The following is a 22,635-nucleotide window of genomic DNA, read 5'->3' on the forward strand; positions in this document are numbered from 1 at the left end:
TAACTAATCAGCAAGCTTTAATACACCCTGACTAAATGGGGCATACCTTAATGAAAAATAGTAGGTATCCCTGTTTATTTCTTGTTGCGTCGCTTGTTGATAATAAGAATATGGCAATCGTTGAGCGACAAAAGGCGTTGCTGAAGATTGTTTAAAGATTTCTCTAATAATGCCACTTTTTGACGGTAATAATGACAGGTACTGTTGTCTCACCTTCTCAGTTAAGGCTTGCGTACCACTACCATCTTGCACAATCACTTTAATACCCGCCTCTGTTAACTGCTCAACCCACTGAACAATAGCTGGCGCATCAATAGTGGCAGATAAATATAAACTTACCATCAATGGTTTATTATAGTTATGCGCTTGTGTCGCCAATAATGCCGTAAGTTGCTGTCGCTGCTGTAATGTTGGAAAATCATAATCACTCAGCTCAAGCGGCAAATAAAAGCCTTTAATCGATGCTGAATGCTGAGTTAACCATGGCTTCCAGCGCTGATATGTTTTTTCAAGCTCAACAAAATAATGATTCAAATAATCCGCTTGTTGCGACAATGATTGCGTATGGATGCGCTTAAAATACGCTGGATCTGAATACAAGCCAAACCACACCGTTCCACCTTGAGCAAACCATGCTTCAATACGTTTTGCTAGCCAGCCATTTGTGCCATCAAATTTTTCTGTACCATACTGCGACCACTGAATCAGCAACGAATTCATACGTTGCTGTTGAATATCAACCAGCAACGTTTTCCATTCCTGCATTGTTATTGGTTTATCACGATTCAAAGGCTGATACAGAAATCCAATATCAGCCTTTGGTTTAGTTAAATAACAACCAGTAATAATCAGTAATACAATGCATAGCGTAATAAAAAGGCATTGTCGCCCTCTTTTGCGGTACTGCTTTGCCCTACATACTGCCATTCCATCCCCAATTCGGATATGAGTTTATATCCATCATAATGGTTACTCATCCATTCGCTTAACCACAGCACGCCTAATCCATAACGTACATCGTTATCTGTTGTTTTGATATTTAATGTCTCTTCTGCATCATATGAAGAGTAGCTATATTGCATAAAACCATAGGGGACAATACGCTGCTTATGGTTATCAGAAACTTTAACAACACGGCCTAAATCATAACGACCAAAGAATGATAAATTATCAATATTAGCAAGGTTGGCGACCCCTTCGGCATATAATTGTTGAAACCACCATTGCTGTTGATCGTATTTCCACGCCTTACTCCATGCATCATTGGCAAGTAGATCGCCACGAATAGTTAAATATGGATTTACTTGATAATCATTCATGGTTTTCTGTGATTTTAAGCCTCCGCGAATAAATACCGTATACTCTTTCAATGGTTTCCATTCTAGGCCAACCTCTACCGCATCATTAAACCCTTTACCATAATTTTGCTGATCGCCACCAACAGATACGCTATCCGTAAAATTGGTACTATACCCATAGTTAATGTATAGAGCAGATCTTGGTAATTGCCACTGGGTTTCATTAAAATAGTATTTAGCTTCAAGCTGTTGGTAATAATCCCCCGTTTGACCGGTAATTAACGACGAGCGACTACTTGCATTTTGACCAACCCATCCAGCGACAGAAAAAGCCCAGCCCTGATACACATTACGATGTGAATCTTGAAGATAATGCTGCAATTTTTTATCTGTTTCAGTTAATGGTTTCTTGTCTTCCAATAGCAAATCTATCGCTTGCTGATAGCGAATTTTAGCTTGTTTATTATGGTCTAATTTAGCGAGTACATCCCCATATGCGGTCAATATAAAGACATTAGGTTGATAGTTTGGTTGTTCAAACAAGCGTTGCATAACATACGCAGCTTGCTGGGGCTGATGTCGACTCAAATAAAATGCATATTCTTGCATTAACTGATTATTAGCACCATATCGAGCTTGAATTTGGTTATAAACTGAGGTGACCTTTGCTGTTTGCTGGGTCTGCTGGTAGACATGAAACAATGCGATCGCTTCTGGCTCTTTTTTAAAAGGATCATGCGCTTGTGTCAGTAAACGTTCGGCTTCGGTTGCATTACCTAAACCTAGAAAAATCCTACTGCCATCAATACGCTGCCACTGAGAGCTATTAATAGATCGCTGACGCCATAAACTTTGCGCTTGTTGCAATAATTTAAGATCTAATAAGCTATTAATATACTGATGAAATTGATAATCATTTAATTGCGGTTGAGGAACTGATTGCCAATGTGTAATAGCTTGTTGATTATTATTAATATCCGCATACCAAGAGCCTAATAACAATTGTTCCATGATCCCTTTAGGTTCAATCGCTTCAACTATCGTGATAGCTTGCTGCTTATTTGTTTCAGCTTTACATTGGGCAACTGCCATAATCGCGAATGCAGGCTGAGCACTAAGATCTGTATTGATTACATCGTCACATTGGTTGGCATTTACCCAATAATCGCTCTTTATTTGTTTACTCATTGAAAGATGTTGATTTAATTGTCTAACTTGTGTCAGTGAATAAGCATCGCTTGCTGCATAAAAGTCATCAACAAATGCACCAGTGATCGCAGAATACCGTAATGCAGTACTGTTTTGTTTCAATAAGCTAGATAATAACTGGCTCATCTCATCATGGTTATTAGCCTTTGATAACGCATAAAGAGCCGATTTCAACAAGCTAATTTTTCTCTGCTGCTGATATAATTTAAGCCAAATTGTTGCCGCTTGTGGATATTGCTTGAGCTTGTCATAACTTGTAGCAAGAACAGATAATTGTGATGGTTGATGAAGTTGTTTTGATAAACGTGTAATCGCTTTCCAGTTATTTGTTTTTACATAACTATTTACTAGAATATTGATTCTTTTTTTCGCTAAGCGTTGATTAGAAAATGATGTTTTTTCTAATAAGTTTATCGCATTACTCGCTTCAGCCAAATTAAGCCATTGCGCTGAATGAGTTGTAGGATCACAACCTGCAAGTAATATTCTGGCTTGGTGCTTATTTGGTAAGGCCTCAACCACTTCTTGAGTACACGGTGTATATTCAAGCGCTGCTTTCTGGGCTATTTGCTCGGTTGTTAATTTTTTCAGATCTTGATAAGCGACAGAAGCTTCTGCATTTAGCCCTTTGTTTTTTTCAAGCTCACTAAATACAGCCATCGCTTTAACATAGTCTTTCTGACCAAGTAGATGGAAAGCATATTCAGTTAGTATTCGATTAGAAGTATGACTATTAGGATCAGTATTCGCTAATGCTAACGCAGGCTTAATTTGCCCAAGTTTCAAATAGGAAAGCGCAAGTATGTAGCGATCATCCCTTGAAAGCTTATCAACTTGAGCTAAATGAGCCAAAGCATCGATAGTCCCAACGTAATCTTTCTGCGAAAAAGCAAGTTGTGCTTCAGGTGCTATCGCTGATTTCACTTTAAGATTAAAGGGAATCGACTGACTCCAAGCCAGCGTTTTCTTAGCACCATAATGATGCAAATTCGCATAAAATAAGGTTTGATAACCTAATTCTTGATCGTGTAGTGACAACCCTTCTAATAACTGATGTAACTCAAAGTAAGTCAATAACTTCGGATGATTAAGTTGCGTCAACTTTAAATGTACACTTAAGGCATTCCGTTGGGCTAATGGTAACTTTTCAAGCCAAGGCTCCATCAATTGGTAATTATCCATTTTTATCGATAATTCAATGCCATATTTTAATAACTCATGGTTATTAGGTGCTTTTTTTAATGCATGCTCTAATTCAGTAAATGCTTCCTTGTACTGACCATTCTTTTCATCACGCATTGCTTTATCAATAAAAGGATAAGTAGCAAAATGTTGATATTCCGTCATGCCCTTACTAATATTTAGGGCTTTATCATCATAGGCAAGCGTCACAGTTGATGTCACTAGCAAACATAAAGATAAGCTGTGTAATTTATTACTCACCTAAACCAGCTCCTTGTGCTTGTATCAGTTGACTGACACTCATTTCTTGTTTGGTTTTTAGTTCCATCGCAGCACTAATAGCGGCTGATGAAACATATTGTTGAGAAACTAAAAAGTCACCAAACCTAATATCTAATGTACGAGCAAACGCTAACACTGCTTGATTTAATACCGTTGGTTCTATCAGTTTTAATGCTAATAAATAATCGCCCAATTGCATGCGAGAAGCATAATATTGATCCATAACATACTGACGTTCAGATACAGGAAGTTGTTTCTCTGCCACCGCTTGGTCTAATTTAATTGATGGATTAGTTTCTTGCTGATCAAAATACCAATAGCGTAATCCCAACATAACAGCACCATTGGTAATAATTACCCATGACACTTCACACTGTAACTGGCGCTTAATAACATTAATTGCAACTGGATTTAGGCGTTTATTACAGCCTAAAATAAGTGTTCCATTGTCATACTTAATGGGCAAGACTGAATATTTTAAAGCTAACGTTTTAGGTAATCGATCGATGGTACGAGGATCTAATTCAAAAGGATCACAAGCTTGATACTTGGCATCAACCTGAACTGCAATTGCCGCACTTAATTGTTCATTAGTGACATAATGTTTTAATACCAAATGTGTACCAAAAAGCATATTCGTCGGTTTAGCCACCAACGCTTGTTCTAATTGCTTTTCAGTGATCTGCCCTTTTTCTATTAGTATTTGACCTAACGGTATACGGCGAATGGTGTCATCAACGATGGGAAAATCATGGGTAGTTTTATCCCAAGCAACACGACGAGGGTCACCTTGTTCTACAACTTGACGGATCGCACGAACATTAGCAAAAAAGTTAATAATATTGCCCCACACCATCCGCGGAAATGACAAGAATCCTTGCCAGAAGCCATAATACTGAGTGACAAAGAAAGCCCGTTGGAATGTACGATTAAAAAATAAAATAAAATTAATATAGAGCAAGACTTTAACCATAGGATCATCACTTAATAATGATAAAAAGTGATAGCTATCAGGAACAAATGTACTGTATAGCGTTAATGCAACCATCTGAAATAAAAGCAACATAGCTAAAAATCCGCCAAGGTTACTCATCGCTCCACGACGATCACGCCACAAAAAGTAATTAATTTTCCAATCTTTGGTCCATTTGTGGTTTTTCATTCCCTGAAAAACAATTCCGATGATCCAGCGCGTTTTTTGTCGTACGGCGGTATTAAAAGTGGTTGGAAAATATTCACGCACGCATACAACGCTTCCTTCTCGCTTTGATACTCCAAAATGATATTCACGTAACGTCACATGATCTTTTCCCATAACAGGAAAACGCACGAAGATTTCTTCCATGCCCCATTGCTTTAAACGAAAACCAATGTCGTAATCTTCCGTTAAAGATTGCACATCAAACGGCAGACCATCACCCTCTACGGATAAGCGTAAAATAGCTTGACGACTAAAGCATGTGCCGACACCCGCGCTAGGTACTTGCCCAGCTAATGACTCACGTACAATAACGTCTTTACCGTGTAATTCAGCAAATTCATCCACATAATGAGCAGGGGTCATTTGATACCATTTACGCGCATAAGGATAAACGGGTAATTGGATAAGATCTTTTCGAGGTAATAAATGATTAAATAAACGTAATTCTAGCGCTGAAATAACATCTTCCGAATCATGTAATACAAAGCCGGCAAACTCTATTTTAGCTTTCTTCTCAAACTCAATAATTGAAGCAATAATATTATTAAGGCAATCAGCTTTACTTGTAGGGCCGGGTTGAGCACAAACAACTTTATGTACATGTGAAAATTGCGCACACACATTATCAACATCTGTTTGTGTTTGTGGATCATTAGGGTAAGTACCTACAAAAATTTGATAGTTTTCATAGTCTAAGCCAGTTGCAGCTAAATGTGCCATTTTATCAATGACACCGTGCTCTTGCCACGCAGGTACCATAATCGCGATAGGTTGTTCGGATTTAACCAGTAATTCATCCGCGTCCATATGATCATGACGACGGTACACCGTGACTTTACGCCACAGTTTTCTTGTCCAAAAATAAACATCAATAAACAGATCATCAATACCAAAAATAGCAAGAAAAAACATCAGAACTAACGATATATATTTTAGGGCATATAAATAGTTTATAAAAAAATCAAAAAGCATTAAGCATTCTCACTAAATCATCCGCTATTTTTAATGATGCTTTACCGTCACCAAATGGATTCTTCATTTCATCAGATATAGTTTTATCCAGCATCAATAAACATGCTTTTACTATCTCCTCTTCGCACTCTGCACCCGCTAAAATAGAAAAACCCTCATTAATAGCCTCTGGTCGTTCTGTCGTTTTTCTTAAAACAACAGTTGGAATACGGTATGTTGGTGTTTCCTCTTGGATGCCTCCGGAATCTGTAATAACAAGCTTAGCGGATACTAATGATTTTTGTAATTCAAAATAGTCTAATGAGTCAATAATATGTATTTTATCTTGACCTAATAATGCTTCTTCTACTTGAGTTCTTACAATAGGGTTTGGATGAACCGCAAACTTAAAAATAAGATCAGGTCTTAATTCTGATAGTTTAATTAATGCATTACAAATAGTTTTAATATTATTCCAATTTTCACGTCTATGCGCAGTTACAATAATATTGTTACTTTTTTCATTCGGTAATAGCCCTTGTTCTAATAAATAAAGTTGAGCATCAACAACGGTATTACCCGTTAACATTATATTTGATGTAGGCACTCCTTCAGAAACAAGAGCAGCATAAGCTAATAATGTTGGAGCATAATGCTTTGTTGCTAACTTACTGACTAATATGCGATTTGATTCTTCAGGGAATGGATGACGTAAATCCCCAGAACGTAAACCTGCTTCAACATGAGCAATGATTGGAATCTGATTATAAAATGCCGCTTTTGCTCCTGCTAATGTCGTTGCTGTATCGCCATGAACCAATACCGCGTCATAACTTATCATTTCAAGGATTTGCTGAACATTATTCATTAAACCTGACAATAATGATGTCACACTATTACCTTCAGGTCGTGATAATATATAAGTAGGCTTAATATTAAATATATTAAAAGCTTGCATAGCTAATTCATCATGTTGTCCTGTATGACACCAGTCAACATAAACATTATTTCTTTTTAGTGCATGAAAAACAGGAGCCATTTTAATAACTTCAGGCCTTGTTCCTGTAATAATTAATATTTTCTTATTATCTACCATAAAATAACCTTATTATTCTACCAACATAAATTATGACATTAATATATTAACTTAATAACAAAAAACATAATAAAAAACAAGATAAAAAACATTAAAAAAAACCACGATAATATTTATTTATATGTATCATAATAATTATAGAATATAACTGACAATAAGATACCAATAAAGAATTAATATTTGATAGTAAAATACCATCATGGAATTTATTATCTATATGTCTATATTTTATAAGTTAATATTATAAAATAAACTTTAATTTACAAGTAAGATTAATACCCTTAAAATAATCGCATTCTTTATTTTTGAGAACTAAAATGAAAAAAAAAGCCATACCCTTGCCAAATAAAGAGCCTTGTCATTATAAAAATGTTGCCTTAATTGCTTGCTCTACTCAATTTGACCCAACGCAAGTACCACAAGTGGTTAGCGTTTTAGAGAGTCATGGCTATCACGTCAATTGCCATTATTTACAGCAAAACATTTCAGATTTTGGCTATGTTGATACCGATCAAGCTCGAGCCCATAACTTAATTAAAGCATTACTTGATTCAACAATTGATGTGTTGTGGTTTTATCGTGGTGGCGGTGGTGCATTAAACTTATTACCGTACCTACACCGTTATAAGCAGCAGCTATTAGCCATTCCAGCAAAAGTGATTGTTGGGTTCAGTGATGTTACTGCTATTCATAGTTTTCTAAATAATGAACTAGGATGGCGTTCAATTCATGGTGTTAATGCGAATAACCACCTTGATATGGGCACAACAAATCAGCAACCGTTACCTGATATATCAGAGATAATGAACAGCGGTATTTCCTATAATAACGTATTGCCACTTAATGCATTGGCACACCAAGCGACGGCAATGAATGGGACTTTAGTTGGTGGTAACCACACTCTTGTTGCCGCAACGTTTGGTACTCAATATCAGCCAGAATTCACGGGTAAGGTAGTCTTGCTCGAAGATATCGGTGTGACCTTTCGTCAATTAGATCGCTACTTACAGCAATTATTGTTTTTAAATGATTTCAATGTAGAGGCGATTATTTTTGGTCAATATTATTCTATCGATCCAACAGATCAAGAACGAATGATGTACAAAACAGTATTACAACGATTTGCTGATCAATGTAATAAGCCCGTGTATTACTTTCCTTTCTTTGGTCATGGCAAATATAACCAACCATTTATATTAGGTGATACCATTAAGTTACAGTGTAACCAAGATATTTCTGAGTTGGCTAATATAGAATACGTAACATTATGTCAAAAACCTCATTAAAGAGGCAATTTCTTCCATACAAACCGCATAAAAAAAGGCTGCTGAGATTAACTCAACAGCCTTTTTATCAAATCAGATCGCGTTATTAATTAGCCATCGTCTTAATGTATTTTTTCACTTTCTTCATCGCCATCTGACGCTTCAACGGTGAAAGATAATCAATGAATAATGTACCTTTAAGATGATCGATTTCATGCTGCATCACAATGGCAAGGAAGTCATCACGATCAAAACGTAATTCATTACCTTCACGATCTAGCGCTGTTACAACAACCGCCTCAAAACGCTCTACATCAGCATAGTAATCAGGTACAGACAGACACCCTTCCTGCCCCATTACTTTATTTTCGCCACTTTCAACAACAGGGTTAATTAACACCAATGGTTGATCACGTTCTTCTGAGATATCAATAACAACAATGGCTTCTTTGCGGCCAACTTGAGTAGCTGCAAGACCAACACCATTACTTGTACCGTATAATGTCTCAAGTAGATCATCTACAAGTTGTTGAACAGATTCAGATTTAACATCAGTTACTGCTTCAGCTTGAATATTTAGTCGTGGGTCTGGTGCGGTTATTACTTGTAAAATTGCCATTTTATCTCTTACTTAATCTAGTATTTAGGTTACTTTGCGGTAACTTATCAGATTCTCGCGAAGGATCAAAATCCCTACGATATTCTGTTGATGGCGTTATTTTACCTAAAAAATGGCTTCAGCAACAATTGATAATAACAATTAATTCAATAAGTGAATCTAATCCAATGGTTTAATTATAATAAAAAGAACTGTTTTATTAATATTTGTTCATAATATAATCACAACCATCCCTTACAGCATATTTCCTTTTTTCATCTGATTTTTCATATTTCCGCTTACTTTATTCATTCTTAATTCCAAAAAAACATCATCTAATAATTCATTGTTCAATTACAAGTAAAAATGATACTTATCCGACAATTAATTGACAAATAACCGAATGATTTCAATGTTTTTTGTTACACAATCACGCTTCTAATCAATAATCATTGTGGTAGCATTTATTCGCTCTATCATTACCATTCTTACCTCTTTCAGGGTCAAATAAATGAATAAAAAAACAACATTTCTCACATTAAACGCTATTGCTCTTGCGTTAACCTCAATGAGTTTCACTGCCAATGCTGGTGAAAAAATGGTTAACCCTGAAAATGACGTGGTTGTTGGTTATTGGCATAACTGGGCTGACGGTCGTGGTTATAAAGCAGGTAATGCTCCCGCTATGAGCCTTAAAGCCACTAACCCAATGTATAATGTGGTTGCTGTTTCTTTTATGAAAGTTTATGACACTGCCGAAGGTCGTATCCCTACTTTTCATTTAGACCCAGCAACAGGTTTAACTGAATCACAATTTATCGACCAAATTAAGCTACTGAACGATCAAGGTCGTGCCGTTATACTGGCACTTGGTGGTGCAGATGCACACGTTGAGCTACAAAAAGGCGATGAAAATGCTTTTGCCGCTGAAATTATTCGCCTCACTGATGTTTATGGCTTTGATGGCCTTGATATCGATCTTGAGCAAGCGGCTATTGATGCAAAAGATAACCAAATTGTTATTCCTGCTGCATTGCGCATCGTAAAAGATCACTACCGTGAACAAGGTAAAAACTTCCTTATCACTATGGCTCCTGAGTTCCCATACTTAACCGCTGCGGGTAAATATATTCCTTATATCACCGCTCTTGATGGTTACTACGATTGGATCAACCCTCAATTTTACAACCAAGGTGGCGACGGTGTTTACGTTGAAGGCCCAGGCTGGATTGCACAAAACAACGATACATTAAAAGAAGAGTTCATCTATTACATTGCGGATTCATTGGTTAATGGCACCCGTGGTTTTACCACTATTCCACACGACAAATTAGTGTTTGGTATTCCAACTAACATTGACGCCGCAGCAACTGGTTTTATTAAGAATCCTCAAGACCTATTTAATGCTTTTGCACGTCTTGAAAAACAATCACAACCTCTTCGCGGTATAATGACATGGTCAATTAACTGGGATATCGGTACTGACGCATCAGGTAAAGCGTACAACAGCAGCTTTATTGAAACCTATGGTCCATTTGTTCACAGCCAAACTCCGCCTGTTGTTCAACCTGGAAAACCAACCATTGCAGGTATTACTGATGCTCGCGTTCAACATAAAACCACTTTTAACCCATTAGCTGGTGTTACTGCAACGGATAAAGAAGATGGCAATCTAACCGATTCAATCGCGGTAACGGGTAATGTTGATACTCAACGTGTTGGTGATTATGTGCTGACTTACTCAGTAACAGATTCAAATGACAACGAGACCGTATCACCACGTAAAGTCACTGTCTTTAGCGCCCTACCAACATTTACTGGCATAGCTAATAGCGTTATCAAAGTGGGTGACATCTTTGACCCAATGGCTGGCGTTTCTGCAACAGATGCTGAAGACGGCGATCTAACAACAAACATTTCTGTTTCTGGCACAGTAAACACAGCAATTGCAGGTTCATATGAATTGATTTACCGCATTACTGATAGTGCAAACCAAACAGTAACCGTAAAACGTGTTGTGGTGGTTAACGATGGTTCTATCGTATGTACGCCAGCATGGAAAGCAGATGCAACTTATGTTGAAGGTGATGTTGTCAGCCATAACAATAAAGAGTGGCAAGCAGGTTGGTGGACACAAGGTCATGAACCGGGTACCACTGGCGAATGGGGTGTATGGCGTGAAGTTGGCGACACAGATTGTGGTGATACAGAGCAACCTGAGCTTGATTTTACTGCGAGTTTAACAGGCATTAATAGCAACTACACCATCACTAATGGCACTGCAAAATTAACCCTTAATTACAGTGCAAATAAAGCAGCTTCAGTACAAATCGATGTTATTGATGCAATGGGCTACCCTGTTTCAGGTGGTCAATTTACGGCTAAGGTCGATAACAGCAAAACCATTAATATGGTGCTTGATAATGTTGTTGCTGGCACATACTCATTGCGTATGATTGCTGAATCAAACAATGACAGCGTAGAACAACGTGCACATTTCACTTTAGAAGATAAAGGCACTATTGAGCCACCAGTTACAGATGCACCAGCTTATGAAGCAGGTAAAGCTTATCTTGCAGGTGATAAAGTATTAGCGTCTGATGGCAATGTATACCAATGTAAACCATGGCCATACACAGGTTGGTGTGCAAGTGCATCATACGCACCAGCAACAAGCCAATACTGGGCTGATGCTTGGGATAAATTATAATTATCCAAATAACTATGGGTAATTAATAATAAGCCAGCGGTAAGTAAATAACTTATTGCTGGTTTTTTTATGATGACAAAATCAACTTTCTAGCCCTAATACCAATCAATTCATCTTTTTAATAACATTTGTAACAATACCTTCCAATAATACCTTTGCATAAGATAAACATGGTTATTTTAACTATGCTTAATTAGAATACCAATTTAGCCCAGATACACGTGATACCATGAATAAAAAACCTGATCGTCAAACGGCAATGCGCCAACTTCTGACTGAGGTTAAACAGGCATTTCCACTTTATGAACCTGAAACCTTTGTTTGTGGACCAGATAATAAATGTATTGGCTGCCCTAAGAAATTATTAGAACTAGTCGATACCGAAGTCAGTTACTGGGAACATGCGATTGAACGTGGGGTAACGCCACAATTTGATGAAATTCGCCAGTTTGGAAAGTTATGTAAAAACGTCCGCCGTGGCTTAATGCGAAATAATATAATGACCTAAGGTAGCCGTGCTATAATCCACGGCATTGTTCGTCGGCTATTACTTTAACTTTTAGAGATAGCCGTTATTTGATTTATTTATCTGAGATTCTACATGCCTTTCTCTAAGCTTGGATTAAGCGACGCTATCGTTAAAGCAGTAACCGATATGGGTTACACCACTCCTACGCCGATTCAAGAAAAAGCCATTCCGGTGGCACTAACCGGCAAAAACTTACTTGCAGCAGCACAAACAGGTACCGGTAAAACGGCCAGTTTTGTTCTTCCTATTCTGCAAATGCTTGATGATGGCCAGCAAGTGCGAGCTAAACGCGTTCGTGCATTAATTCTTGCGCCTACACGTGAACTTGCGGTTCAGGTTGAAGCAAATATTGTTCAATACAGCAAACACACTAATTTAACTTCAATGGCAATGTACGGTGGTGTTGATTACGAACCACAAAAACGTCGCCTAATTGAAGGTGTTGATATTTTAGTGGCGACACCTGGTCGTTTATTGGATATGTACACCAAACGTGCTATCCACTTTGATGCGATTGAAATTTTAGTGCTTGATGAAGCTGACCGTATGTTAGATATGGGCTTTATCGAAGATATCAATAAGATCATCGAACGTTTACCGCTTGATCGCCAAAACATGTTGTTCTCGGCAACACTATCATCTCAAGTGCGTCTTCTTGCTAAAACAGCTGTTCGTAATCCTGTTGAAATTAGCGTTGCTAAAGATGAAGCATCACAACCTAAAATTGACCAATGTTTGATCACTGTTGATAAAGACATGAAGTCTTCTCTATTGAGCCATTTAATTAATGAGCAACAATGGGATCAAGCATTGATCTTCATCGAAACCAAGCACGGTGCCGCTAAATTAGTAAGCCAACTTGAAAAACGTGGTATTGCCGCAGAAGCAATCCACAGTGGGCGTAGCCAAGGTTCTCGTGCACAAGTATTAGAAGATTTTAAAGCAGGTAAAGTAAAATACTTAATCGCGACAGGCGTTGCGGCTCGTGGTCTTGATATTGATGAGCTAACCCGTGTTGTTAACTATGATCTTCCCTTCCCACCTGAAGAGTATGTTCACCGCATCGGTCGTACGGGTCGTGCGGGCTCTAAAGGTGAAGCGATTTCATTTGTATCACGCGATAACTTCAAAAACTTATGCATGATTGAACGTTTATTAGGTCACCTAATCGTTCGTAAAGAAATTGAAGGTTTTGTACCAACCAAAGAAGTGCCGATTTCTATTTTAAACTTCAAGCCTAAATATCAAAAACCTGAAGATGATAATAGTAACGGTGACAAGCCACGTCGCAACGATAAGCCGCGTAGCAATTCACCAAGCACTGATAAACCAAAGGCAAAGAAACCAAGAAACCGTAAACCAATCACTGATCGTGATACCGGCATTCCACGCGGAACGCGTAAGCCTAAATCCGTTTAATTGATATAAATCGCCATAAGATCTGTTATACAATTTTATGGCGATATTTTCTCCCCTCCTAAGACAGGACAGGCATATCTTTTCCAAATCCAAGCTAACAATCCAGCAAGACCGTTTTAATATGGGACAGCCATAACTAAAATAAACTAAAATAGGACAGCCATATCTTTCTAGCATCAAAACCACTACACACTGAGACAATAACAACCACATACCATTTACTTCGGTTTTGAATGTAACAAAAACCAACCTCACAATAATAAAATACCTTATTTCTTGTTTAACAAGATCGCCAAATTCCACAATAAACGATTATTGCGGTAATAAGCTTCTGTAATTACAAAAAGAAATTTAGTGAGGGTGTAATCTTTGACTAGCGACCTTACCTTTACACCAACGGCCACCAAAATGCTGTTGAAACGAACACATTCGCGACCATTTACCACTCACATTAGTATAGTGCTCCATAAAGTCATTACTATTATCTAACCACGCTTCTGCATTAACGCCCATTTGTTGTAATAATTTAGGTTGAGTGGCAGGAATAAAGCCTTTTTTATCATCACGAATACTACGTCCAGTCCAATCAATCAGCTCTAAATAATCAACAAAATCAAACTGAATCCCCGCCTGTTTAGCCTGATGCTCAGCGCCAACAAAAGGCAATAATCCAATTTTAGAGCGCTTAATTAATGATGAATTTAAGGTCGATTTTTTTGCTATAGACGTTTGATGGCATTCTGCTATTCGCTGTTGAATTGAAGTAAAATCAGAGTCGTGCAACGATGTTGTCAGTCCGGCTCGAATCGGATTCAAATCAACGTACATCATGCAAGAAAGTAATGCTTGTTCATCTAACAACGCTTGAGATTTAAAACGCCCTTCCCAAAAAGCACCAGTACAATCATCTTCTTTATTGGCTTTACGAGCGATTTCTTCATTTAAACAGCGCATAAACCAACTAATACTGCCTAATCGTGACTGCCATTCTGCAACCAATGTTGATAACGCTTGTTTCTTATCTGCACCAACATTGCCATTATTAACAAAATCTACCGCAATAGGATGACCATTAAACAGCTGTAACCAACGGGAAATGACCTCTTGAAGTGATAATGTCTGTTGCTGCTGTATGTCAATTTTCAAGACTAAATGATAGTGGTTATTCATGACGGCATAAGCACAAACATCAATACAAAACACCTCAGACAATTGCTTGATTTTATTCACGATCCGACCTCGTCGATGTTGGTAATTCTTACCACTATACGGATCATCACCACACAAATAAGCCCGCCGAACACAGCGATTAATAATATGATAATACGGAGTAATTTGAGGTTCGATCAATTTACGTCTTGAGACTGTCATTTCTTCCACCATAAGCAACGTGAAGCTTAAGTGTAGTAACTTATAGAGAGTCTGCAATGTTTTGGCTGTCCTGTATTTTGCTGTCCCGTATTTTTTCTTTCTATATTTCTTTTATGGCTGTCCTAACTATTTTGAGAGCGCTAACTGAACGGCTTCGAGCGCATGAATTTCAGTGGTGTCATATAACGGAATGTTGGTATGTTGCTGTTGAACCAATAACGCTATTTCTGTGCAACCTAAAATCACAGCTTCAGCACCACTTTTATATAATTCATTGATAATATTTAAATATTGCTCTCTAGATGTTGCGGTAATAATTCCTCTACAAAGCTCATCGTAAATGATGTCATGAACAATAGTTTGGCTATCAGCGTTTGGTACAATAACTTCAATTTCAAACTTATCCGTTAACCGACTTTTATAGAAATCTTGTTCCATTGTAAAACGTGTACCCAATAGCCCAACTTTTTTAACGCCATCATTGACTAATTTTTCCGCCGTTGCGTCTGCAATATGAAGAATAGGAATCGATATCTCGGCTTCAATTTCTGAAGCAACTTTATGCATAGTATTAGTACAGATAATTAAAAAATCAGCACCGCCAGCCTCAACCGCTTTTGCTGCCTGTGTAAGAATAAGAGCCGTTTCATTCCACCGCCCTTGATGCTGTAATTTTTCAATTTCTTCAAAGTTCACACTGTATAAACAAATTTTTGCAGAACTAAGCCCGCCGAGTTCAGCTTTTATACCTTCATTAATAGATTTGTAGTAACTTGCCGTCGATTCCCAACTCATGCCACCTAACATTCCGATTGTTTTCATACTGCACTCCATGCTTTAAAAAATGATATAGAACTGTTATGGCTGTCCTACCTTTATGCCGACGTATACTCATATAAATTGTTTTGAGAACCGTACAACGCCATTGTTCCTTTAAGCTCAAACCCTATTTTTTGTAATAACCGATTAGAGCCTTCATTATCAAGTAATGTAACCGCTAAGACTGTGTTTAAAGAGTGATCTTTCATTCCGACATTAAGCACAGAAGAAGCTGCTTCAGTTGCGTACCCTTTTTTACAAAACTCAGTCAAAAATGCATAGCCTAAGTCAGGATAATCTAATTCTTCTCTTTTTAATAAACCACAGATCCCAATCGGCGTTGCTGTCTCTTTCAATAACACTAAATTTAATCCAAAACCATAATCACGATAACTCGCTAATGGCCCATTAGTTAAATAATTCACAGCATCTGCATGTGTTCGAACATTTTTATCTGCTATATAACGAATAAACGCTTCTTCATTCAATAACTGTATAATAAATTCAGCATCATCTAGCGTTAATTGTCTTATTATTAGTTGTTCTGTTTCAGATATTAGTTTCATCAAATAGGTTCCTAAAAATAGTAATACTGTTCAAACATCTTCTTTACGAACCAATTATTTTTGGTTTAATTGTAACAAATCCCACTTAGTACCATATAAGTCTTTAAACACGACAACCGTACCGTATTCTTCTACACGCGGCTCTTCTGTAAATTCAACACCTTGCGCTTGCATAAACTTATAGTCACGCCAGAAATCATTCGTTTGAAGAAATAGGAAGACACGACCACCCGCTTGATGACCAACAGACTTTAATTGCTCATCATTACTTGCTTGTGCGAGAAGTAAATGAGTTCCTGTAGAGTTTGGTGGCGAAATTTGAACCCACCGTTTACCACCGCCTAAATCTGTGTCTTCGATAAGCTCGAATTGCAGTTTCTTAGTATAAAAATCAATCGCATCATCATAGTTTTCAACAACTAAAGCAATATTACCAATTCTTTGTTCAACAAGCTTATTCATATCATTCTCACCCTATGTAAAAACAGAATTCTACCTGATTTCTGCCATAAACTCATGGAGCATATGATGAATATTAAATAAACCGAAGAATATTTGTAAGCATCGTGAAAGCATCTGTCTTTTATAAAAAGTGGGTATTCATAGTTAAAAACTTACCGGATCACACCATTCATATTAGCACTCGCTTAAATAAAAAAAACAAAATGCTATCTTAATAACGAATAAATTTAGCTAAAATGTAGAAAATAACTACAGGTTTAATGCAATGAAAACAATTAGATACCCATTTGATTTACATGGCAATATTTCAATAGACTTCAAGCGACATATTAAGCCTATTTTTATTGATACTTATAGTAACAATCGAGCTGATATCTCTATTGATGAATTTGCAGTACATTCATTTAATTATGATTCAGAATCTCGATTATTAAGCATCTCCTTACAAAAAGCCATTAATGCAATAGCTAACGGTGAAAATGAAGAGTTAATTAATGGTGATGAATTAGATAATAATATAATCAAAGTAGAATTGGTTTATTGTTTATATAATGCTGCGATAATTAGCTCTCATATATCTTATCCTTTAGATGCTAATTCTTTTATTGAATCCATATCTGTTTCTAAATATTTAACCTTACATTTGAATTAACAGTTTAAAATAAAGATACTCGGCAAACTAACCGTCCGAGTGTCATCAATAACTATAAACATCCAACAACCAGCAATAGTACACCGTTATTTATACTCAACAATATTTCAACTCAAGGCAAATAGACGGTCAACTCAGAGAATCGCGTTAATTCTTATCTATTTTCGAAATGGAAAGTTATGGGTGTCCTATGTTTTTTAATCCCGGAAATCTCAATGATCGTTTCCTACTGGGTTGATGGCTCAGCAATTCGTGTAATGCGAGTTCTACACCATAAGCAAAAATTCCCTACCGACTGATTGTAGTCAGTGGGCAAACTAACGCCTGCATAACACGTTTACTACTATGTAGACCTAGCTGAATTTTACCTCCTAAAACACCTAAACCAAAGACAAACCTACAACACCGAATGTAGCAAATCGTATTGATGCGATTATTGGACGAACAACAGCAACATTCAGATTATCTTTATTAACAACATGTTACCTACCTAACTCTACAAGATAAACGTTTAATCACTATTGATGGTTATAGTCGTGCACTTCGTCGTATTACTCACCATTTGAATAAATCGCCCGATACGTTAACCACGAGTGATCTCAAGCGATACTTTGATCAACTAATTAAAATCCATTCATCGAGCACCGTCAGAATTCACTGTAATCAATAATGAAAGTTATGGGTGTCCTATGTTTTTTAGTTTAATCACTATTGATAGTTATAGTCGTGCACTTCGTCGCATTACTCACCATTAAATAAATCCCCCGATACGTTAACCACGAGTGATCTCAAGCGATACTTTGATCAACTAATTAAAACCCATTCATCGAGCACTGTCAGAATTGATCGTAATGGATTACAAAAGTTATGGGTGTCCTATGTTTTTTATTTGATCTAATGGGACTTACCTCACAGTAAAACTAACTCAAAGCAAATGAATATCACGTTAATAAGATCTAACTTAACGTTTAATACCACCACAACATCTACTTGCTAGGTTAAATAACTAATATGGGAAATAAATCAAGTATATTAAACCAACCGAAACCATTCAAAATGATATTTTTCATTGAATTATGGGAGCGATTTGGTTACTACGGACTTCAAGGGATCCTCGCCGTCTACTTCGTAGATAAGCTTGGTTTTAGCATGCAAGACTCTTTCGTTACCTTTGGTGCATTTGCCGCCTTAGTTTACGGGCTTGTCTCTGTCGGTGGCTACGTCGGAGATTATGTTCTAGGTACTAAGCGCACCATGGTCTTTGGAGCCATTGTTCTTGCTTTAGGTTATTTCTTGATGGGCTTCTCCATCCTGAACCCTAATTTTATCTATTTAGCGCTTGGTTCTATTGCGGTAGGTAATGGTTTATTTAAAGCAAATCCATCAAGCTTATTAGCTAAATGTTATGAAGAAGGTGACTCACGCCTAGATGGTGCATTTACCCTTTATTATATGTCAATCAATATTGGCTCACTCGTTTCGCTTTCTTTAAGCCCTGTAATTGCGAATAATTATGGTTATGAATATGCCTTTTTAATCTGTGGTTTAGGATTAATAGCTAGCCTATTTAGCTACTTTTCTCTTCGTAGCACAGTGCAAGGGATAGGTTCAGAACCAGATTCTCAACCACTAAATAAAACTAAAGCCTTAATTGTACTAATTGGAACTATTGCCTCTACTTTAATTTGTGCATGGTTACTGCAAAATATTATGATGGCTAACTTGGCTCTTGGTGCAATTGGTATCGGGGTTGTTGGATTTTTCTTAAAAGAAACGTTAAAAGAAACGGGCGAACAACGTAACAAAATGATCGTTGCCTTTATCCTTATGCTGCAAGCCATTATTTTCTACGTGTTATACGCACAAATGCCAACGTCATTAAACTTCTTTGCTATTAATAACGTTCATACTGAATTATTCGGTATCAATATAAACCCTGTGAGCTTACAAGCATTAAACCCATTTTGGGTTGTATTTTGTAGTCCTATCTTGGCTTACTTATATACATATTATGGAAATAAAAATAAAGACTTATCCATGCCGGGTAAATTTACGGTTGGTATGTTTATGAGCGCATTCGGTTTTTTATCAGTAGCAGCTGCGGGAAACTGGTTTGCAGACCAAGCAGGTATGGTCTCTATTTGGTGGATGGTTTTAGTTTATTTATTCCAAAGTTTAGGTGAACTAATGATCAGTGGTCTTGGCCTTGCGATGGTTGCTAGCTTAGTACCACAACGTTTGATGGGCTTTACTATGGGTGCATGGTTCTTAACTCAGGCGGCATCATTTATTATTGGTGGCTATGTTGCTACTTTTAGTGTGACACCAGAGCATCTTACTGATCCTCTAGATACACTGCCTGTTTACACTGAGTTATTCCAAAACATTGGTTTTATTACTCTAGCGGTTGCTATTGTAATGGCGATCACAGTACCAAAATTGAATCGCATGATGACAAATTCACAATCTGAATCTCTTGAGTTGATTAAGCAACATTAAGTTCAATCAATAAGAATCATCTGACTTAAACACAACAGCAGAATGAAGCTTGATGCTCATTCTGCTTTTTATTATTGTTTTGTAAGCGTGTGAAGAACTACACGTTGATTTTTACATTTCAGGGTAAAACAGATTCAACATCGCCAGGATTTGCATACAAAATTCTGACTGTATTTCTAACTCATTAGGCAATATCTGATTAATTGCTGCCGTCGCATAGCAAGCACCACACCAATTTTAATACTCCTTATAATGGAGTATTAATGATGAATAACGAACAATAACGTTTAGATTATCTTTATGAACAACATGTTACCCACCTAATTTTACAAGGTAAATGTCCAGCTACTATTGATAGTTATAGTCGTGCACTTCGTCGTATTACTCACCATTAAATAAATCCCCCGATACATTAACCACTGATGATCTCAAGCGATACTTTGCTCAACTGATTAAAATCCATTCATGGAGTACAGTCAGAATTGATCGTAATGGATTACGAAAGTTATGGGTGTCCTATCTCTTTTCTTACCATCTCTTACAGCGTGCCAAAATGGCACAAAACTTGTCAGCGTATAATAATTAAACTACAATTCACCTGTGCCACTTTGACACTGAATGGAGATTATTATGGCTACTACATTACCTCGTATTACAGCACGTGTAGATATTGATACACAAGAACTACTATCTCAAGCTGCGGCTATTGCCGGTATGTCTAGCATTAACTCATTTGTGCTTAGTGCAGCTGTAGAAAAAGCAAAAACTATTATGGAACGTGAACGAGCCCTACAACTAAGCCAGCAAGATGCTATGACTTTAATGACTGCGTTAGACCAACCAGCTAAACCAAATAGTAAATTACAAAAAGCCGCTTCACGTTATATGGATAAAACTCAATAATGAATACTGTCCAATTAGAAAAAGCTAAACATGACCGAAATCGTTTTGATTGTGGTATTACCGCACTCAATAATTACTTAAAAGTTATGGCAAGCCAACAAGCTAAGAAAGACAATACTCGTACTTTTGTTCTTGAAGATAAGCAATGTCCTGAGCACATTATTGGTTATTACACATTGACAATGACACCGATTGATATTCAGGATTTACCTCCTAAATTACAGAAGAAACATCACAGTGTAACCTCTGGTGGTTTGATTGCCCGCTTAGCCGTTGACCATAGATACAAAGGCCAGGGTTTCGGTGAATGGCTTTTGATTGATGCGCTTAGAAAACTATTAATGGCAAGTGAAACGGTCGCCTTCCCTGTCGTCATTGTTGATGCAAAAGATGGCGCTGAGTATTTCTATGAAAAATACGGTTTTACCGCATTTAAAGACGCTGATAACAAACTGTTTATTACAATTGCAGACATTAGAGCTAGTATCGGTGAATTAATTTAAACCAAGAAGCAGTTAACGCCACCATAACACGTGCTGACGAGCAACTTTCAAAACCAATTATACTTCAAACCAAAAATGCCGAATATTATAAACATCGTGTTGATAGCTTTGTTGAACGAAGCTGTTGCGCGGCAGAATAAAGCAGACTGCGATTAAGCTACCTTTAATACTCCTTATAATGGAGTATTAATGATGAATAACGAATAACACCAACGTTAAGATTATCTTTATTAACAACATGTTACCTAGCTAACCTTACAAGGTAAACGTCCAGCCACTATTGATGGTTATAGTCGTGCACTTCGTTGCATTAGTCACCATTGAATAAATCACCTGATACGTTAACCACTAATGATCTCAAGCGATACTTTGCTCAACTGATTAAAACCCATTCATGGAGCACCGTTAGAATTAATCGTAATGGATTACAGTTTTTCTTTAAGCATGTACTTCAACGTGATTGAGAATGGCGAGAATTAATTTACGTATAGCAACAAAGAATTCACTGCCTATTATCCGTCATCTCGGAAGCGAAGCATGAGCTATCCGTGATCTATTCATCACGTGATCGAGCTTAAAAGATATCAATAAAATAGTAATTCTACGACACGCTAATGGTAATCGCGCTATCGCTCTCGCAGACATTCACTGTAGGGAATGATGATTGTAAGCTCAGATAATCACGTTAATTATTATCTATTTTCGAAATGGAAAGTTATGGGTGTCCTATGTTTTGGTATAACTTCTGGTGGTTTGATTGCCCGCTTAGCCGTTGACCATAGATACAAAGGTCAGGGTTTCGGTGAATGGCTTTTGATTGATGCGCTTAGAAAACTATTAATGGCAAGTGAAACGGTCGCCTTCCCTGTCGTCATTGTTGATGCAAAAGATGGCGCTGAGGATTTCTATGAAAAATACGGTTTTACCGCATTTAAAGACGCTGATAACAAACTGTTTATTACAATTGCAGACATTAGAGCTAGTATCGGTGAATTAATTTAAACCAAGAAGCAGTTAACTCCGCCATAACACGTGCTGACGACCAACTTTCAAAACCAATTATACTTCAAACCAAAAACGCCGAATGTTATAAGCATCGTATTGATACATTTGTTGAACG

The 22,635-nt window shown here is 37.2% G+C and carries 18 protein-coding genes and 5 pseudogenes; 14 read left to right on the top strand and 9 right to left on the bottom strand.

All coding sequences use genetic code 11. The features are described 5' to 3' along the window. Positions 1-3 precede the first annotated feature (3 nt). From C9J51_RS08945 to wecB, 4 genes are read right to left on the bottom strand one after another with little or no spacing between them, the layout of a single operon-like run. Positions 4-927 (bottom strand): DUF4434 domain-containing protein, encoded by a 924-nt coding sequence (locus C9J51_RS08945; RefSeq protein WP_082301454.1) that lies wholly within the window; start codon positions 925-927, stop codon positions 4-6. Further along, positions 849-3,950 carry an NfrA family protein gene (locus tag C9J51_RS08950; RefSeq protein ID WP_107274976.1) on the bottom strand — a complete coding sequence of 1,034 codons (3,102 nt, stop codon included), beginning with the start codon at positions 3,948-3,950 and terminating at the stop codon, positions 849-851. The genes C9J51_RS08945 and C9J51_RS08950 overlap by 79 nt, the downstream gene beginning before the upstream one ends. Next, on the bottom strand, positions 3,943-6,144 hold the full coding sequence (locus C9J51_RS08955) for a glycosyl transferase family protein (protein ID WP_107249740.1): 2,202 nt from the start codon (positions 6,142-6,144) through the stop codon (positions 3,943-3,945). Before C9J51_RS08955 ends, C9J51_RS08950 begins: the two co-directional genes overlap by 8 nt. Continuing rightward, positions 6,134-7,219, bottom strand: a complete 1,086-nt coding sequence (gene wecB / locus C9J51_RS08960) for a non-hydrolyzing UDP-N-acetylglucosamine 2-epimerase (protein ID WP_045039612.1) — start codon at positions 7,217-7,219, stop codon at positions 6,134-6,136. Before wecB ends, C9J51_RS08955 begins: the two co-directional genes overlap by 11 nt. Before the next feature lie 317 nt (positions 7,220-7,536). Between wecB and C9J51_RS08965 the strand changes: the two genes are divergently transcribed. Then, a complete protein-coding gene (locus tag C9J51_RS08965; protein WP_107274977.1) occupies positions 7,537-8,505 on the top strand; it encodes an LD-carboxypeptidase in 969 nt (322 codons plus the stop codon). An 85-nt stretch (positions 8,506-8,590) separates the two neighbouring features. Here C9J51_RS08965 and def read toward each other — a convergent pair whose 3' ends face one another. Continuing rightward, on the bottom strand, positions 8,591-9,103 hold the full coding sequence (def, locus tag C9J51_RS08970; RefSeq protein ID WP_045038649.1) for a peptide deformylase: 513 nt from the start codon (positions 9,101-9,103) through the stop codon (positions 8,591-8,593). A 490-nt stretch (positions 9,104-9,593) separates the two neighbouring features. Between def and C9J51_RS08975 the strand changes: the two genes are divergently transcribed. The 3 genes from C9J51_RS08975 to C9J51_RS08985 all read left to right on the top strand — a co-directional run bounded on the left by C9J51_RS08975 (position 9,594) and on the right by C9J51_RS08985 (position 13,740). Beyond that, positions 9,594-11,792 carry an immunoglobulin-like domain-containing protein gene (locus C9J51_RS08975; RefSeq protein ID WP_045039614.1) on the top strand — a complete coding sequence of 733 codons (2,199 nt, stop codon included), beginning with the start codon at positions 9,594-9,596 and terminating at the stop codon, positions 11,790-11,792. 229 nt (positions 11,793-12,021) lie between these two features. Further along, a complete protein-coding gene (locus tag C9J51_RS08980) occupies positions 12,022-12,300 on the top strand; it encodes a hypothetical protein (RefSeq protein WP_045038647.1) in 279 nt (92 codons plus the stop codon). 93 nt (positions 12,301-12,393) lie between these two features. Beyond that, positions 12,394-13,740, top strand: a complete 1,347-nt coding sequence (locus tag C9J51_RS08985; protein WP_045039615.1) for a DEAD/DEAH box helicase — start codon at positions 12,394-12,396, stop codon at positions 13,738-13,740. Between the two features lie 351 nt (positions 13,741-14,091). On the opposite strand, the gene C9J51_RS08990 is transcribed toward C9J51_RS08985, so the two are convergent. The 4 genes from C9J51_RS08990 to C9J51_RS09005 all read right to left on the bottom strand — a co-directional run bounded on the left by C9J51_RS08990 (position 14,092) and on the right by C9J51_RS09005 (position 16,958). After that, positions 14,092-15,111: a transposase gene (locus tag C9J51_RS08990; RefSeq protein ID WP_107274978.1), complete on the bottom strand. Its 1,020-nt coding sequence runs from the start codon at positions 15,109-15,111 to the stop codon at positions 14,092-14,094. A 126-nt stretch (positions 15,112-15,237) separates the two neighbouring features. Further along, on the bottom strand, positions 15,238-15,933 hold the full coding sequence (locus tag C9J51_RS08995) for an aspartate/glutamate racemase family protein (RefSeq protein ID WP_045040955.1): 696 nt from the start codon (positions 15,931-15,933) through the stop codon (positions 15,238-15,240). A gap of 53 nt (positions 15,934-15,986) precedes the next feature. Next, positions 15,987-16,496: a GNAT family N-acetyltransferase gene (locus C9J51_RS09000; protein ID WP_045040954.1), complete on the bottom strand. Its 510-nt coding sequence runs from the start codon at positions 16,494-16,496 to the stop codon at positions 15,987-15,989. A gap of 54 nt (positions 16,497-16,550) precedes the next feature. Next, positions 16,551-16,958, bottom strand: a complete 408-nt coding sequence (locus tag C9J51_RS09005) for a VOC family protein (protein WP_045040953.1) — start codon at positions 16,956-16,958, stop codon at positions 16,551-16,553. Positions 16,959-17,223: 265 nt separating this feature from the next. Between C9J51_RS09005 and C9J51_RS09010 the strand changes: the two genes are divergently transcribed. The 10 genes and pseudogenes from C9J51_RS09010 to C9J51_RS09055 all read left to right on the top strand — a co-directional run bounded on the left by C9J51_RS09010 (position 17,224) and on the right by C9J51_RS09055 (position 22,517). Continuing rightward, the gene (locus C9J51_RS09010) at positions 17,224-17,610 is read left to right on the top strand and encodes a hypothetical protein (protein WP_045040952.1); all 387 of its coding nucleotides are present in this window, start codon (positions 17,224-17,226) and stop codon (positions 17,608-17,610) included. Positions 17,611-17,807: 197 nt separating this feature from the next. Next, a pseudogene (locus C9J51_RS09015) lies at positions 17,808-17,909 on the top strand (type II toxin-antitoxin system mRNA interferase toxin, RelE/StbE family); the annotation flags it as partial. Positions 17,910-18,100: 191 nt separating this feature from the next. Further along, positions 18,101-18,280: pseudogene (locus C9J51_RS19630) on the top strand (phage integrase N-terminal SAM-like domain-containing protein); the annotation flags it as partial. A 37-nt stretch (positions 18,281-18,317) separates the two neighbouring features. Beyond that, a pseudogene (locus tag C9J51_RS19635) lies at positions 18,318-18,472 on the top strand (phage integrase N-terminal SAM-like domain-containing protein); the annotation flags it as partial. A gap of 149 nt (positions 18,473-18,621) precedes the next feature. Then, the gene (locus C9J51_RS09030) at positions 18,622-20,109 is read left to right on the top strand and encodes an oligopeptide:H+ symporter (RefSeq protein WP_045040951.1); all 1,488 of its coding nucleotides are present in this window, start codon (positions 18,622-18,624) and stop codon (positions 20,107-20,109) included. Positions 20,110-20,432: 323 nt separating this feature from the next. Then, positions 20,433-20,611 (top strand): annotated as a pseudogene (locus C9J51_RS19640) (phage integrase N-terminal SAM-like domain-containing protein); the annotation flags it as partial. A 128-nt stretch (positions 20,612-20,739) separates the two neighbouring features. Beyond that, positions 20,740-21,012, top strand: coding sequence for a type II toxin-antitoxin system TacA family antitoxin (locus C9J51_RS09040; RefSeq protein ID WP_016961200.1), 273 nt, complete (start codon positions 20,740-20,742; stop codon positions 21,010-21,012). Beyond that, on the top strand, positions 21,009-21,515 hold the full coding sequence (locus C9J51_RS09045) for a GNAT family N-acetyltransferase (RefSeq protein ID WP_175354183.1): 507 nt from the start codon (positions 21,009-21,011) through the stop codon (positions 21,513-21,515). Before C9J51_RS09040 ends, C9J51_RS09045 begins: the two co-directional genes overlap by 4 nt. Before the next feature lie 249 nt (positions 21,516-21,764). Beyond that, positions 21,765-21,973, top strand: a pseudogene (locus tag C9J51_RS09050) (site-specific integrase); the annotation flags it as partial. A gap of 202 nt (positions 21,974-22,175) precedes the next feature. After that, entirely contained in the window at positions 22,176-22,517 is a 342-nt protein-coding gene (locus tag C9J51_RS09055) for a GNAT family N-acetyltransferase (RefSeq protein ID WP_280522915.1), read from the top strand. The last annotated feature ends 118 nt before the right edge of the window (positions 22,518-22,635 follow it).

Source organism: Photobacterium iliopiscarium, assembly GCF_003026395.1.
GTDB classification, from domain to species: domain Bacteria; phylum Pseudomonadota; class Gammaproteobacteria; order Enterobacterales; family Vibrionaceae; genus Photobacterium; species Photobacterium iliopiscarium.